The 15678-nt window shown below is 39.2% G+C and carries 12 protein-coding genes; 9 read left to right on the forward strand and 3 right to left on the reverse strand.

The annotated features are described in order from the left end of the window. Nucleotides 1–1473, reverse strand: a 1473-nt coding sequence (locus ACSHXM_RS17290; RefSeq protein WP_435690790.1) for a sensor histidine kinase, incomplete at its 3' end; no start/stop codon positions are given. 430 nt (nt 1474–1903) lie between these two features. Between ACSHXM_RS17290 and leuA the strand changes: the two genes are divergently transcribed. From leuA to leuD, 4 genes are all read left to right on the forward strand, one after another. Next, nucleotides 1904–3463, forward strand: a complete 1560-nt coding sequence (gene leuA / locus ACSHXM_RS17295; RefSeq protein ID WP_435690792.1) for a 2-isopropylmalate synthase — start codon at nt 1904–1906, stop codon at nt 3461–3463. 6 nt (nt 3464–3469) lie between these two features. After that, nucleotides 3470–4558 (forward strand): 3-isopropylmalate dehydrogenase, encoded by a 1089-nt coding sequence (leuB, locus tag ACSHXM_RS17300; protein WP_435690794.1) that lies wholly within the window; start codon nt 3470–3472, stop codon nt 4556–4558. A gap of 84 nt (nt 4559–4642) precedes the next feature. Next, a complete protein-coding gene (leuC, locus tag ACSHXM_RS17305) occupies nt 4643–6055 on the forward strand; it encodes a 3-isopropylmalate dehydratase large subunit (RefSeq protein ID WP_435690796.1) in 1413 nt (470 codons plus the stop codon). A gap of 18 nt (nt 6056–6073) precedes the next feature. Beyond that, nucleotides 6074–6667 (forward strand): 3-isopropylmalate dehydratase small subunit, encoded by a 594-nt coding sequence (gene leuD / locus ACSHXM_RS17310; protein WP_435690798.1) that lies wholly within the window; start codon nt 6074–6076, stop codon nt 6665–6667. A gap of 96 nt (nt 6668–6763) precedes the next feature. Here the strand turns inward: leuD and ACSHXM_RS17315 are convergent, their stop codons facing one another. Further along, nucleotides 6764–7495 carry a hypothetical protein gene (locus tag ACSHXM_RS17315; RefSeq protein ID WP_435690800.1) on the reverse strand — a complete coding sequence of 244 codons (732 nt, stop codon included), beginning with the start codon at nt 7493–7495 and terminating at the stop codon, nt 6764–6766. Between the two features lie 334 nt (nt 7496–7829). On the opposite strand from ACSHXM_RS17315, the gene ACSHXM_RS17320 reads away from it, so the two are divergent. From ACSHXM_RS17320 to ACSHXM_RS17330, 3 genes are all read left to right on the forward strand, one after another. Next, nucleotides 7830–11552, forward strand: coding sequence for an Ig-like domain-containing protein (locus tag ACSHXM_RS17320; protein ID WP_435690802.1), 3723 nt, complete (start codon nt 7830–7832; stop codon nt 11550–11552). 283 nt (nt 11553–11835) lie between these two features. Then, nucleotides 11836–13095 carry a GGDEF domain-containing protein gene (locus ACSHXM_RS17325; RefSeq protein ID WP_435690805.1) on the forward strand — a complete coding sequence of 420 codons (1260 nt, stop codon included), beginning with the start codon at nt 11836–11838 and terminating at the stop codon, nt 13093–13095. 59 nt (nt 13096–13154) lie between these two features. Further along, nucleotides 13155–13640: an AAA family ATPase gene (locus tag ACSHXM_RS17330; RefSeq protein ID WP_435690807.1), complete on the forward strand. Its 486-nt coding sequence runs from the start codon at nt 13155–13157 to the stop codon at nt 13638–13640. A 34-nt stretch (nt 13641–13674) separates the two neighbouring features. On the opposite strand, the gene ACSHXM_RS17335 is transcribed toward ACSHXM_RS17330, so the two are convergent. Further along, nucleotides 13675–14556: a LysR family transcriptional regulator gene (locus ACSHXM_RS17335; RefSeq protein ID WP_435690809.1), complete on the reverse strand. Its 882-nt coding sequence runs from the start codon at nt 14554–14556 to the stop codon at nt 13675–13677. A gap of 92 nt (nt 14557–14648) precedes the next feature. Here ACSHXM_RS17335 and ACSHXM_RS17340 point away from each other — a divergent pair, with 92 nt between their 5' ends. Both ACSHXM_RS17340 and ACSHXM_RS17345 read left to right on the forward strand, forming a co-directional pair. After that, the gene (locus ACSHXM_RS17340) at nt 14649–15260 is read left to right on the forward strand and encodes a glutathione S-transferase family protein (protein ID WP_435690811.1); all 612 of its coding nucleotides are present in this window, start codon (nt 14649–14651) and stop codon (nt 15258–15260) included. Between the two features lie 3 nt (nt 15261–15263). Next, nucleotides 15264–15629: a nuclear transport factor 2 family protein gene (locus ACSHXM_RS17345; protein WP_435690813.1), complete on the forward strand. Its 366-nt coding sequence runs from the start codon at nt 15264–15266 to the stop codon at nt 15627–15629. The last annotated feature ends 49 nt before the right edge of the window (nt 15630–15678 follow it).

Below are 15678 nucleotides of genomic sequence, written 5' to 3' on the forward strand. Positions count from 1 at the left end.
CGCATGAACTATGGAGTTATCAATTAAGTTGGTGGCAATTTGTGAAAAAGTACCTGGATAAGTGGTCACCTTAATATCTTCATCACCTTTTAAAAATATACTGATATTACTTTTTCGAGATTTAGGCGTCATAGTATTAACAACATCTCTTAGGTATGACTTTAACTTAATCTCTCTCTTTTCATCATGAGATTGGTCTACTGCTACCATTTTAAAGTTACGGATCAAATCCGAAGCTCGCTCTAAGTTTCGTAAAATAAGGTCACTGCTTTCATTTATTTTTTGAAACCCTTCAAAGAACTTAGATTTGGTGATACTCCCTTCTTTTAAAGAACGTTGAAGCCTATTTGTCATATATTCCAGTTGGCTTGCTCCCGTAACGGCAATACCAATTGGAGTGTTAATTTCGTGAGCAATGCCGGCTACCAATCCCCCTAAAGCGGCCATTTTTTCTTTTTCTATTAGCTGTAATTGAGTAGATTGAAGTTGGCTAACTAAGCCCTCCAATTTTACGTTAGAATCAGTTAATGCTTGTGTACGTTCATTCACTCTTTCTTCTAACTTGGTTTTAGCATGATGTAATTCTTGTTGAACAGTTTTTAACTGTGTAATGTCATCATAAGTCCCCACAACACCAACAACTCTATCAAGGGAAGAAATAATCGGTCTTTTTGATGTTCTTAACCATATGGTAGTGCCATCTTGATGTGTCTGTGGTTCTTCTGAGCTAATCAAGTGTTCTCTAGTAATCATAGTGTTAGCGTCATCAGATCGATATAACTCTGCTTCTTGAGGAAATATATCAAAATCTGTTACGCCAGTGATTTCTTCAGGATCGGCTAAACCAGCATCATCAGAAAATGCCTTATTACATCCTAAGTAAAATGATTGTTTGTTTTTCCAAAAAACCCTTTGTGGCATTAGATCAAGTACTGTTTGATAAGTACGAAGTTTTAAATTTTGTTGAACGTATAGAACATGGTTGATTAAAACATTTTTAAAACACTGGAAAGCAGCCGGGAAAGTGGCGGCAAAGTTAACTTGCTCCTTGGATTGATAAACCACAACGCCTAATAGTTGCTCATCTTCAATAAAGGGAATCGCGAAACATGGTAAGTCTGATTGACTAAAGGCTACATTATCTGTAACGGGAATAATGCTCGCGCTTTGCTGTGTAAGAGGTATTTCAATTTCAGTGTCAGATTGTATGTAATCTTTATAACTTTCGGACAAATTTTCGAAGCCAATTACTTCCTCACTATGAACAGTTTCATTCTTATCTGATTGATATACATGCCCATTAAATTGACACTCATAATTATCCTGATCGGTATACACAGTAGTAACTTGAATTAAGTTAGTGTTTAGGAGCCCTGATAATAAATTGAGTGCAGGTTTGAAATTTTCCGTTAGCGAGAAGTCACTACTAGACTCTAGAGAAATCTGCTCAATAAATTTCAACTGTTGTTGCATCTATCTTTAATCCTAATAACGTCAGTTCCTTAGCCAGTTTAGTAAGTAAGCCCCCCCCATTCAATACAAAGCAGTCTAGTTCTTTAGTAGTAACAAACGGCGAATCTCGTCAGGTAAATCCCAAAATCTTAAAAACTTTTGATAAAATTTAAATTTATACTTTTAAGTTATATGCTTTAAGGCAAACGGGAGTTGACCCAATCCCACTTCCGCGTTACAAATACACTTATAATTTGTAAGTATACAATTTAAAGAATTTAATCAATGAAATACGCTTTTATCACTCTATTACTCCTGCTGGCAGCAAGACTGCACGGGTAGGTTGTAAGCAAGCGTAACGCATTTACAAAAACCCGTGCTAAGCACGGGTTTTTTTATATGTATTTTCATCAATATCACAGCAAGCAACAGAGCATTTTAAGGAGAAGGTATGTCTAACCAAGTTAAGATTTTTGACACCACCTTGCGGGATGGCGAACAGGCGCTACCGGCCAGTTTAAGCGTGAAAGAAAAACTGAAGATAGCTCTAGCCCTCGAACGTTTAGGTGTAGACATAATCGAAGCAGGTTTCCCTGTTTCTTCACCTGGTGATTTCGAGTCAGTACAGACCATTGCTCGTGAAGTTAAAAATGCTACCGTTTGTGGTTTATCTCGCGCATTAGCTAAAGACATTGATGCTTGTGGCGAATCGTTAAGAGTCGCTGAACAGTTTCGGATTCACACTTTTATTGCTACGTCTGAAATACACGTCAATACTAAGTTACGCAAATCTCAAGACCAAGTTGTCGAAATGGCAGTAAAAGCAGTTCAGCATGCTAGAAAATACACTGACGACGTTGAGTTCTCCTGTGAAGATGCTGGGCGTACTCATATCGATTATTTGTGCCGAATGGTAGAAGCCGCGATCACGGCTGGGGCCACTACAGTCAATATTCCAGATACAGTAGGTTATACAACACCGACTGAATTTGGCGGCATTATTCAAAACCTATTTAATCGAGTGCCAAACATAGATAAAGCTGTTATCTCAGTACATTGTCATAATGACTTAGGTTTAGCCGTAGCTAACTCCTTGGCCGCAGTTGAACAGGGTGCTCGCCAAGTGGAATGTACCATTAATGGTTTAGGTGAACGAGCTGGTAATTGTTCACTCGAAGAAATAGCTATGATTTTGCAGACACGCCAAGCCAAATTAGGCCTAGACACACACATTAAGAGTGAAGAGATCTCTCGCACCTCTAAGTTAGTCAGCAATATTTGTAACATGCCGGTACAGGCTAATAAGGCGATTGTTGGTGCGAATGCGTTTAGTCACTCATCAGGTATTCACCAAGATGGCGTATTAAAAGGCCAAAACACTTACGAAATTATGACCCCAGAAAGTGTCGGTATAAACAAAAACAACTTAAACTTAACGTCTCGTTCAGGACGCCATGTTATCAAACACCGTTTGATTGAGTTGGGATACAAAGAATCAGACTTCGATTTAGAAACGGTTTATGCCGCTTTTGTTAAATTAGCCGACAAAAAAGGGCAAGTGTTTGATTATGACTTAGAAGCCTTATTATTTTTCAGTCAACAAGAACAAGAAGAGCAACACTACCAACTTAAATACTTACAAGCTAACTCAGGCAAAGAAATCATTCCAAGTGCCACAGTTTGTATGCAAGTAGGCGGGATTGAGATTACTGAGTCGGCCATAGGTAATGGTCCAGTAGACGCTGCCTATAACGCAATAACAAAAGTACTAGGTCACGAAAACGTAGATATTGTAGACTTTAAACTTGATTCTAAAGGTGAAGGCGCTAATGCGTTAGCACAAGTGTCAGTGGTCGCCGAATACAATGGCCGTCGTTTTAATGGCATAGGTTTAGCCACAGACATAGTTGAATCTGGGGTAAAAGCCCTTATCTACGTACTCAACAATACACATTTAGCTGATCAAATTGATCAACAGAAGCAACAAAACGTTAAAATTTCAGGGGTATAAAAAGTAATGTCTGACTACAAATTAGCAGTATTAGCAGGCGATGGCATCGGTCCAGAAGTCATGGTTGAAGCCAAAAAAGTATTAGCCGCAGTAAGTAAAAAATTCGACATTAATTTTGAGCTAAATGACTATGATGTGGGCGGTATCGCCATTGATAATCATGGTCAAGCTTTACCCCCTGAAACACTAAAAGGTTGTGAAGAAGCGAGCGCTATATTATTCGGTTCGATTGGAGGCCCTAAATGGGACAGTCTACCTTTAGAACAACGTCCAGAACGCGCAGCGTTATTGGCTTTACGCGGACATTTTGATTTATTCAGCAACTTACGCCCAGCAAAAATTTATCCTGGTCTAGAAGCTTTATCCCCTCTAAGAGCCGATATTGCGGCCAGCGGTTTTGATGTATTAGTAGTACGTGAATTAACCAGTGGTATTTACTTTGGTCAACCTAAAGGGTTAGAAGGCGAAGGCGAAGAAGGTTATGCTTTTGATACCATGCGTTATAGCCGTAAGGAAATTCGTCGGATTGCGATTACTGCGTTTGAAGCAGCACAAAAACGAGGCAAAAAAGTCACCTCGGTAGACAAAGCTAACGTACTTGTGTGCAGTCGTTTGTGGCGAGAAGTCACCGAAGAAGTGGCCAAAGATTATCCAGAAGTAGAGTTAGAACACATCTACATCGACAACGCAGCAATGCAATTATTACGTTACCCGAACCAGTTTGATGTGATGTTATGTTCTAACTTGTTTGGTGACATTATTTCTGACGAGTGCGCCATGATCACAGGCTCTATGGGTCTATTACCATCAGCAAGTATCAATGGCAGTAAGTTTGGTATGTACGAACCTGCCGGTGGTTCAGCACCTGATATTGCTGGCCAAGGTATTGCTAATCCAATTGCACAAATTTTATCAGCATCAATGTTGTTACGTTTTAGTCTTGGCGAAGTCCAAGCTGCTGATGCCATTGACGCAGCAGTCATGAAAACCCTAGCTGATGGCGTATTAACCGGCGAGCTATTGGCACCTGAAAAGCGTGACCAAGCTAAAAGCACGAGCCAAGTGGGTGACTACGTAGTGGCACAATTAGCCTAAACCAATCACTGCTAAATTTTGAAGCGGCTTTTTAATCAATTAAAAAGCCGCAATGTAACAAACAGACTAAAAAGAGTACGCATAATGGCGACCACCTTATACGACAAAATATGGCAAGACCATGTTATTGATAAAACCACTTCATCAGCCGTTGGTAGTGAAGGCTTAATGTACATCGATCGTCACTTGATACATGAAGTGACTTCTCCCCAAGCCTTTGCTGGTCTAGATGAAAAAAACCGTAAAGTGCGCTGTCCACAGCGAACCTTTGCCACAATGGATCACAGTATTTCAACTCGTTCATTAGCGATTGATGCTTGTGGACCAACGAATCAGTTACAACTACAAACCTTAGCTAACAACTGTGAAAAACACGGAATATCCTTGTTTCCAGTTGGTCACCAAAAACAAGGTATTGTGCATGTTATGGGGCCTGAGTTAGGTTTAATACAGCCAGGCATGACAGTGGTATGTGGTGATTCTCATACTGCCACTCACGGTGCATTTGGCGCCCTAGCCTTTGGTATTGGTACCTCACAAGTTGAACATGTTTTTGCTAGCCAAACGTTAAAGCAAAGTAAAGCTAAAAGCATGTTAGTAAAAGTAAACGGTAGTTTGCCTATAGGCATTACAGCCAAAGACGTTATCTTAGCCATCATTGGTGAAATCGGTCACGCTGGTGCAACTGGTCATGTGATTGAATACAGTGGAGAAGCTATTTCAGCTTTAACCATGGAAGAACGTATGACCGTTTGTAACATGAGTATCGAAGCTGGCGCTAAAGCGGGTTTAATTGCACCAGACCAAATCACATTCGATTACCTTGAAGGCCGAGAGTTTGCTCCTAAGGGTGATGATTGGACTCAAGCAGTAGAGTACTGGAAAGGTTTAGTCTCAGATGAAGGCGCTGCCTTTGATTCAGTTATTGAGTTAAACGCTGCAGACATCACACCACAAGTCACTTGGGGAACCAACCCAGGACAAGTTATTGGCGTAAATGTACCTGTGCCAGCAGTGACCGATTTTGATGACCCAATCGATCAAGACTCTGCGATTAAAGCCCTAAAATATATGGACTTAACGCCTGGACAAAAACTTTCAGATTTAAGCGTTAATAACGTGTTTATTGGTTCTTGTACAAATGGTCGTATTGAAGACATGCGAGCAGCTGCAGCGATTGCCAAACAAGGCAAAGTAGCAAGCGGCGTAACCGCAATTGTGGTACCTGGTTCTGTAGCTGTAAAAAAACAAGCTGAAGCTGAACAACTAGACAAAATATTTGTTGAAGCAGGATTTGAATGGCGCTTACCGGGTTGTTCGATGTGTTTAGGCATGAACGACGACATTCTACAAAGTGGAGACCGTTGCGCCTCTACCAGTAACCGTAATTTCGAAGGCCGTCAAGGTCGTGGTGCACGTACACATTTAGTTAGTCCAGCAATGGCGGCAGCAGCTGCATTAGCTGGTCGTTTCGCTGATGTTCGTGATTACCAGTAGAGCCAAAAGGAAAGAATTATGACAAATCAAACTTCACCTGCTGGAATAGACGTACACACAGGTAAAGCAGCGCCGTTAAATCAAGCGAATGTAGATACCGACCAAATTATTCCTAAGCAGTTTTTAACAGCAGTCACGCGCAGTGGTTATGGCAAACACTTGTTCCATGACTGGCGTTACTTAGACCAACACGAACAAGTATTAAATCCTGAGTTCTCGTTAAACAAACCAGAACATCAAGGGGCGAGTATTTTGTTAGTACGTGAAAACTTTGGTTGTGGTTCGAGTCGCGAACACGCCCCTTGGTCACTAGATGATTACGGTTTTAAAGTATTAATCGCCACTAGTTTTGCCGATATTTTTTACGGCAACTGCATCAACAACCAATTGTTACCAGTGCAACTCGCTAGTGAACAAATGGATCAGTTATTTGCAGTAGTAGAACAAGACGCTAACAGCCAAATTACCGTCAACTTATCAGAGCAAAAAGTCACGGTAGGTGAGTTAAGTTTTAGTTTTGATATTGCCGAACAGCATAAAACCAACCTAATCAAAGGACTAGACGCTATCGGTCAAACCTTAGAGCTATATCCAAAAAATACAGTTTTTTAAAACCGTCGACCTAGTTGTAAATATGTTAAATTAAATTAATAAAAATAAAAAAAAAAAACGACTCAACCGAGTCGTTTTTTATTGCCTAAAGAAATATTAGAGCTTTTTACGTCTCAGCATCATAAGGGCCGCAATTAAAAATGCTGACAACATGGCTGGTGCTGGCACATCTGTACTCTGGTATTTCACCTTAGTCAAAGACAAAGAAAAATCAGTTAATGCGCTAAAACTACTTGTTCCATAGGCAAACATTGTCAAATCTAAAGATCCGCCGAATGACAGCTGGCTACCAGAAGCTACATTAAATGAGAAATCCACGCTATCTGATTTTGAATCTGATAGAGGCCCGAAAAAAGAATCCGCATCAACATTAGATAAGATAATTTCATCGTCCATATCGTCGAATAAAGAAATAGAAGAAGAAACGCCCGCGTCATCACCATTCGCTGTCAAATTTTGAGAATAATCAAAGGTAAAAAAAAACTCAGCGTCGGTTGCCATATTATTTTCAATTAACACCTCAAAACTGTATGAGAAAAAATCGAAATCTACTTCTTGATTAGTTGCTGACAAGTTTGCATTGACAAACAATGGATTTGTTAATTGGTCAGTGACCGGATTATCTCCAGTCACAATGCCATCATTCACACTCGAAGAATTCCCCCCTGCTCCCATCGAATCACTTTGCGATGTGCCGCCTACATAGGAATTAACATCATCAAATCCCACTGTACCTTGCACAGATACATCTGCAGGAATAACTATCGCATTTGCCATACCTAAAGGTATTACTGTTAATAAGATCAATAACAACTTATTTAATTTCATCTTCTTTACACCCATAAAATTTTAAATATTGATTAATGATTTCACAAGCAATGTAAAAATCAAGTTAACAAAATAACAGCACTCAAGGCATTAATCAACAAGTTCAAACAAACAGGAGGCATCATAAAAACACAAATCCTACCAGCCTTAATGTCATACAATAACAGGTATAAAGGTATATTGTTAACAATGAATATCAAATGTGTAATAATCAAACCTAATTGTGTCGATAAATTTTACAACATGAATAAAAATCAAATTTAACATTTGTTATTTATATGTAATGAATGTTAGTTTAATTAATGAAACGAAAACAAACATTGAGACAAGTAAGATGAAATTAAAATTAAATAAAACTTATTTGGCAATTGGACTGCTAAGTGCAAGCGCACCTTTTTTAACATTAGCAGACACAACTAATGTCAAAATAAACCTAACTACACAGCACTATTTAGGTGACACTTCACAACTACAAAGAAATAAATTCTTTAATATGCATGCCTCAGGTGGCAACTCGAACAATGCAGAGATCGATCAGTTATTTATTCGAAATGAATTAAATGCAGGATATGGCCGAGCTTTTTGGGGGCCAATGTCAGCGGCAGGTGGAAACGCAAATTATCCCAGCACAGAAAAAGCCCTGACAGACGGACCTGCAGCTATTGCCGCGACAAAAAATCATCCTCTATATAAGTTTTATTCAAACCGCACCATAGTTACGGAGCACCCAGGCAACATTATTGCTGATGGAAATGATCCAATTGAAGGTGCTCGTTGGGCAGCTGACTACTTTGAAAACTATTACGATGACGATACTCGCCCTATTTTCTATGAACCAATGAATGAGCCTTTTGTACACGCCAATGAGTTTGTAGATGGCCCTTGGGATCCGGTAGCAAACCAAGCCGTACAAGTACATATGGCCAACTGGTTTAAAGAAATTGGCCTAGAGTTTGATGCCAGAGGTATTGAAACCAATGTTGTAGGTTTCTCTTCTGCTTGGCCTTCTTTTGAGCTATACGATTTTGAAAACTGGGAAACCAGAATGAAAATGTTTATGGATGTGGCTGGCGAACAAATGGATGCCATGTCTTTTCATTTATATGACGGAGTCAATGTTACAGGACAAGATAACTTCCGCTCAGGTAGTAATGCAGAAGCAATTATCGATATGGTTGAATCTTACAGTCATATCAAGTGGGGAGAAGTCAAACCTCATGCGCTTACCGAATACGGTGGCATTATCGATGGTTACCCAATTGAATATAGTCCACAAAAAAGCGCCCAAGAATTACGATCTTATAACCACCTACTGTTTTCTTTCTTAGAACGAGAAGACCGAATTTTAACCTCAATTCCTTTTATCACTGACACTGCGAAGTGGTTCTACGAGGCAAATAACTTTAACCCATACTCTGCGGTAGTGTTGCGTCCTGATCCTGACGCCATCATTGCTGGTAAGGTGAATAACTTTTTGCCTACTGAAAAGGCCAAATTTTATTACTTATGGGCTGATGTTAAAGGGCACCGTGTCGCTATCGACACACAAGATCCAGATTTAGGCACACAAGCTTTCGTTTATGGTAACAAAGCCTATGTTGCTCTGAACAACTATGAAGATGAAAGTAAATCTGTATCTTTAGATTTTGCCTCGCAACAAGCACAAGTCACTAGTATCCGGATTAAACGTTTAGATGTGCCATATGATGAGGCAGCAATTTACACTGATGAGGTCGTGGCTCTGGCACCTAGTTCGCTCACCTTGGCGGCTCATGAAACAGTTGTCATAGAATACACCTATGCCACGCCAATTAGTCATGACCAAATATCTCGTACTAACAATTATTACGCAGATACATACTTACAGCCTATCTTAGAAAACACCCCTCTGGTTTTTAACTATGGAGATGTACAATTAGATCAGACTAGCTTAAGTTTTACCGACGCTTACGCAGAAAATATTGAATATGACCAGTCCATTGTAGACGGCATCGCCGAAAACAATAAGCAACGTTATGAGTCAGTATTACGCAGTTACCAAAAACAATTTGAAAAGATTGTTGAACGTAACCCAGATACATGGCGTTCAACCAGCGACTATCAAAAGTTAATGGCAAGAGCACAACGCTCGGCGACAACGATTGCGGCTTTGCATTACCACTATTCAATGCATGGTTACAACGACAGTCAAAACATGGCCACCCTTAAAATGAGTATTGGTCGTAAACACGACAAATCAAAACAACCAACAGTATTAATTAATGGTCATGCGGTAAGTGTTCCAACAGACTGGAAAGGTTATGATCAACAAGGTCGTAGTGACTTCTTTGGTGCCATCGATATTCCGGTTCCAGCCAAATTCCTAAAGACCAGCAATACTGTTGAGTTAACTTTCCCTGATACCCAAGGACACGTCAGTTCTTTAGTATTAGAAGTTAATACGGCAGAAGCGTATCAACATATTGCAGCGACTGGAATTACCTTATCTGAGTCTGATTTAGCCATTAACAAAGATAAGCCATATCGTATTAATGCTCAGGTGTTACCAGCGAACGCTAGTAACCAATATGTCACTTGGACATCCAGTGCACCAGACGTTGCCACTGTTGACGACCACGGTGTTGTGACGCCGGTTACCCCTGGTTTAAGTATAATTACTGCTACCACTTATGACAGTGGACACTCTGAGGCAATATCCTTAGAAGTAAAAGACCAACTTACTGTGCGTAATACAGTGGCAATTAAGACAGACTTAACAGCACTGGATCCAACTGATACGTTAACTTTAAATATTGCTTATTCTTCTGATTCAGATCGTGATTTATCTTTTGAGCTTTATTCTCCTACTAATGCCTGGTTAGGTGCGACTAAAACGACAATAGTGGCAGGGTCAGGTGAAACCGAATTAAACTTAACCTTCCCAGAAGAATTAGCCCCTGGTAAAGGTTATCGGATAATAGCTTCATTGCGAGCCATAGATGGAGATTGGCGTACTGCGGTAGATAATCACGTTATCAATGATATGGAAATTAACTCTCCATTTGAGCCGCCTGTTCCTGAAGAAGGTAACTTACTCGCTGCCAACGGCGGTTTTGAATTCGGTCACTTAAATGACTGGAAAGTCAGCTACGACACAACCGGTAACGTTGAAGTAACAGAAGAAGCAGCAAAAGACGGCTCTTTTGGTTTGAAAGTTGATACAACAAATGGTCGCGTTGGCATTTTAATCGACGAAGACGTATTACCTACAGGGTTAGTCAAAACTGGTAAAATCTTCAAATTATCCTTCTACATGAAGCGTGTTAGTGGTACTGGTTGGGCTGGCGGATTTGCTCAGTTTGTTAACGCCAACGGTGGCTGGAAAGCAACCGCCCAAGGCCCTTGGCATGGAACAAATGCCGCAGCTCCATCAGATTGGATATTAGTTGAAAAAGAAATTGAAGGTGCAGACTGGCCTGACACGGGTACGTTTATTCAACTCAATATGTTGAGCACAAATCAAGTTTGGTACATAGATAACATCAAACTAGAAGACTTAACCCCAGTAGTGATTGAACCTGATACTAATATACTCGTAGGCGTGAACCCGTACTTTGAAGATGCAAGCATAGCCCCTTGGGTAGGTTATTGGGAAAATAATGCGACAACGAATATGGTGTTAGCAACCGATCCGGCGCCGGAAAAAGGTCAAGTATTACACCTAACTTCCGACGGTAACTCGAATACTGGTATTAACTTAGGTCCTGATGTCATGCCACAAGACCTTGGATTGGGAGAAGGTAAAGACTACACCATCAGTTTTGATATCAAATCAAACAATGGCAATGTAGCTGGTTATATCCGAAATGTAGTCCAAGGTGCATGGGACTCCCGAATTGAAACTTGGTTTAGTGCTAATACCAATTGGCAAACAGTAACGATAACGAGGACACAGCAAGATTGGACGGCATTAGATAATCAAGCAAGATTAGACCTATACCTATTTGGAAATAGCGGTGCAGGTATAGATGTTTATATTGATAATATAATTATCAAACCTGTTGCGGCTCCTGAGTAATTAGACACACTAATTGAAATTTATATAAAGCTTCTCAATAGAGAAGCTTTTTTTCAATAAAAACGGAACATCAAGCTAAAACTAAATTACCCGCCCCAAAAAACTAAATGAGAAACAACACTTTAAATAATTTTACAAACTAGTCGAGAATCAATCGGTGAAGTTTTATTACCAACTCGATTTTAACTTAGCCTAAATGTTAATGAATTGTTGAATTGACTGTATTTTAGCTTGTTAATTTCTTAATATTAATAATGTCGTAGTTACTTATAGAAATGCCTTTATGAAAAAAGTTCTCTCATTTTCCAAAGTGGAAATAGCCCTAAGCGCTCTGGCATGCTTATCTATAATATTATTGTTAATTCCAGCAGATTCCTTAACGAAAACACAAACCATTTATACCAAAGATTATCAAGCAATAGTGTTTGCAGACACTGTTGAAGGAGGACAGTCAAACATAACGTGGCGTGATCAAGCGCAAAATAGCTGGACTTGCCATTTAAAAGATATTGCCCCTAATCCATTTTGTAGTTGGCAGCTAACGACTGTGAATGCAAAAGGTGAAGGATTAGATTTATCGAGCTTCAAACAAATCACTTTATATGGAAATACCGAAGGCCCATCAGAATTTTTTAGATTGTACTTACGCAACCGTAATCACGAATATTATAAATTTGGCGAAACAAATACAACAAAATACAATTCGGCTGAATTACCCGTTGCGAAACTCTCCAACGGCGAGCCACTAAATTTAAAAGATATGACAGTAGCGGATTGGTGGTTAAGCGCCAATAAAATATCCCCTGAGCTATCGCATCCAGAATTTAACGATGTGGTGTTTATCGAAATTCAGAATGGCACTTTATTTAGGGAAGGCGTTCAGGAGTTTCAGCTTGAAAAAATCGAATTGTCAGGGCCTATAATCAGCCAGGAACAACTCTATAAAATTCTCATCATCATCTGGATAGTGTCTATTTTGTCTTTGCTGTTATTTAGAGTAATAATTTTAAACCGCACCTTAAAATCAAATTTGGCTTATCAAAAAGAATTAGTGTCTATTAATAAATTACTCAATTTAGAAAATCAAAAATTCGAAGACTTAGCTAAAACGGATCAACTCACTGGTCTACTCAATAGGTTAGGTATTCGAGATGTTTTATATGAAGGGTTAACCAGCTGGAAAAGAAACAAGAAACCTTTTTCATTTGTCTTATTAGACGTGGACCATTTCAAAAAATTAAATGATACCTTTGGCCATGATATTGGCGATCTTGTATTAAAATCATTAGCTCAATTACTTAGCGACAATATTCGCCCCTCTGATTATCTAGCAAGATGGGGAGGTGAAGAGTTTATCCTAGTCTGCCCCAATACAGATTTAGTGCAAGCCAAACAGATAGCGGAATTATTGCGCAGTAAAGTAGAAAAAATGGAACTGGCGCAAACCGGTCCTATCACTACAAGTTTCGGTGTTGCAACAATGGCAACGCCTGATTTAGATGTGTTGTTTAAGTCCGCAGACAAAGCCTTATATCAAGCGTAAGAACAAGGCAGGAATCAAGTGGTCATACATAATTAACGAGAAAGAATTGCATCTCATCTATGAAAAAAACACTAATATTTGGTAATTCAGGGGCGGGGAAATCAACCTTGGCCAAACAACTAAGCCAACGAGAAAACCTCCCCCATCTAGATTTAGACACGTTAGCTTGGCAAGCCTCAATGCCACCGACAAGAAAACCGTTACTAGAGTCAGCGAATTTGATTCATGACTTTACCCGTAACAATAACAACTGGGTAATTGAAGGTTGTTACGCTGACCTACTTGAAGTTGCCTTGCCTAAAGCCAATGAGATTATATTTTTAAACTTGCCAATAAACTTATGTATAGAAAATGCTCGTAAGAGACCTTGGGAACCCCATAAATATGAATCCAAAGCAGCACAAGACAAAAATTTAGACATGTTAATAGATTGGATTAGTCAATACACAACCAGAACGGATACGTTTTCTGAGTCAGCACATTTTAAGCTGTACCAAGAGTTCTCTGGAATTAAAAAAATGCTCACTGAAAATATGTTAATTTAGGCCTACTTCTTTTAGACCAACACACCTGTACATATTATTTCGAATGTTCACCTAAAAACAGTGGGATATGTTTTTCCAAATGTAAGGCTAACACCTGTTTACACTTGTTAATCCTAGCTGAATATCGCAAATCCACATGATTCAACAACCAAATCCCCCAGCTAGATAAAGACTGCTCAATGGGTAAACGAATGACAGAATCATGGCCAACAGAGTCTGGATAAAAACAAGGCATACGAGCTATCCCGACGCCTGCTTTTACCGCTTCATACATAGAAGATAAATCATCAACGTACATTGCCACCTTAGGGTTAGAAAAATGACTCGCCCACTTAGGTAACCCTTTAATGTTTGGCCATAAAATAAGAGGTGTTTCAGTTTCCCCTTGGTGAATTTTTTTCATTCTATCTGCATTAACATATAGGCCGTGCTGCATATAGGTAATACGCCTGCCAATTAAGTATTCGGGTGGTTCTGGAGTAATACGCACAGCCAAATCAGCTTCTCGATTAGCAATATTTTTTAACCCAGGTTTAACTTCTAGGTTAACTTTAATTTTTGGATAGTCTTCACAAAATTTAGCTAAAGGACTGGCTAAAAAGCGGTCAAATAATTCGTGAGGCATTGTTAACTTAATCTCCCCTTCTAACCTGTCGTCGTGCCCGCTAAGCATTCTAGATGCTTGGGTAGTCGCTTCACTAGCTTGCATGACCACATCGAAAATAGCTTCGCCTGCATCGGTTAATTGATATCCAGTTGTAGTGCGCTCAAATAATTTAACACCATGCTGTAACTCTAAATTTTGAATACGCCGTGAAATAGTAGAATGATTCACTCCTATATCTCGAGCTGAAGCCGAATAACTGCCCGTTTTTGCGACTGATAGAAATATTCTAAAATCATCCCAATTGTGCATTTTTGCAAACCAATTTTGTATTTTTAGTGAATTTATCAACAAGTATAAGATTTGTATAGTGGCATTCGAATTTAACCAACAAGGAAAACCCTATGTATACCCTTTATTCGATGTCAGGTAGTTGCTCAAGCGCCATTCATATGCTTTTAATTAAACATAAAATCCCTGTTCAAATAGTGTTTCACAAAGATGTAGAGAACTTCCATGAAATTAGTCCAACGGGTCAGGTTCCTGCATTAAAAACGCCAGACGGACTGCTGACAGAAGGTGCTGCAATATGTCAGTACTTATTTGAAAAACATCAAATATCCGTTTCTTCTCAATCGTTACAATTTAATCAACAGCTAATGTTTAATTATGCAACTTTACACCCGGCCTATTCAAAGATGTTTACTGCTCATTTTGCTATGCCGTCTAGTGAGGCTAAAGACGAATTCATGAATATATTGGCATTCAAAGCTGCTGAATTGTGGAAAATTATTGATACACGTTTAGAAGGCCAAAAATTCATAACGGGTGACGAAGTCTGCGTTTTAGATTACTTAATAGCTATCTATGCAAGTTGGGGCAATGTATTTCCATACGCTCATATAAATCTTGGCGAGAATGTAGTGCGTTTAATTGATGACGTTTCAAAGTTACCTGAATTTGAAGCTGTCACACTGAGAGAAGAAATGCAGTTTGCTATACCAGCGGCAGCTTAATTCTTGAATAACGTCGACTTTCAATTAGTGACCGAGGTGTTAACCAACTATTTTTATGGGTTGCACCACGGTGACGTTAACTTATTAGAAAGTATTTGTTCTCCCGATTTAGTGTTGATGAACACTAATATAAGACGCCCTCTTCAGGAATGGTTAACCCTTATTGAGTCTCGGGCAATCCCCGATAAGTTGGGGCACAAATACCTCTACAAAATCCTATCATTGGACATAGTAGAACAACAGGCAATGGCAAAACTCTATTGCCCATTGTTGGCACATCAATACATTGATTTTATTGGATTACTAAAAGAACAAGGTCAATGGAAAATAGTAAGCAAAATGTATTTTGATATATCACATCAACATTAAAGGAAGATATTTATGCCATACGTAAACATAAAAGTGACAAAAGAAAATG

The sequence above is a fragment of the Paraglaciecola sp. genome (assembly GCF_051252315.1).
Classification (GTDB): Bacteria; Pseudomonadota; Gammaproteobacteria; order Enterobacterales; family Alteromonadaceae; genus Paraglaciecola.

Coding starts and splice junctions, on each gene's coding strand:
- leuA (WP_435690792.1), top strand. CDS start 1,904: ATGTCTAACCAAGTTAAGATTTTTGACACCACCTTGCGGGATGGCGAA.
- leuB (WP_435690794.1), top strand. CDS start 3,470: ATGTCTGACTACAAATTAGCAGTATTAGCAGGCGATGGCATCGGTCCA.
- leuC (WP_435690796.1), top strand. CDS start 4,643: ATGGCGACCACCTTATACGACAAAATATGGCAAGACCATGTTATTGAT.
- leuD (WP_435690798.1), top strand. CDS start 6,074: ATGACAAATCAAACTTCACCTGCTGGAATAGACGTACACACAGGTAAA.
- ACSHXM_RS17315 (WP_435690800.1), bottom strand. CDS start 7,495: ATGAAATTAAATAAGTTGTTATTGATCTTATTAACAGTAATACCTTTA.
- ACSHXM_RS17320 (WP_435690802.1), top strand. CDS start 7,830: ATGAAATTAAAATTAAATAAAACTTATTTGGCAATTGGACTGCTAAGT.
- ACSHXM_RS17325 (WP_435690805.1), top strand. CDS start 11,836: ATGAAAAAAGTTCTCTCATTTTCCAAAGTGGAAATAGCCCTAAGCGCT.
- ACSHXM_RS17330 (WP_435690807.1), top strand. CDS start 13,155: ATGAAAAAAACACTAATATTTGGTAATTCAGGGGCGGGGAAATCAACC.
- ACSHXM_RS17335 (WP_435690809.1), bottom strand. CDS start 14,556: ATGCACAATTGGGATGATTTTAGAATATTTCTATCAGTCGCAAAAACG.
- ACSHXM_RS17340 (WP_435690811.1), top strand. CDS start 14,649: ATGTATACCCTTTATTCGATGTCAGGTAGTTGCTCAAGCGCCATTCAT.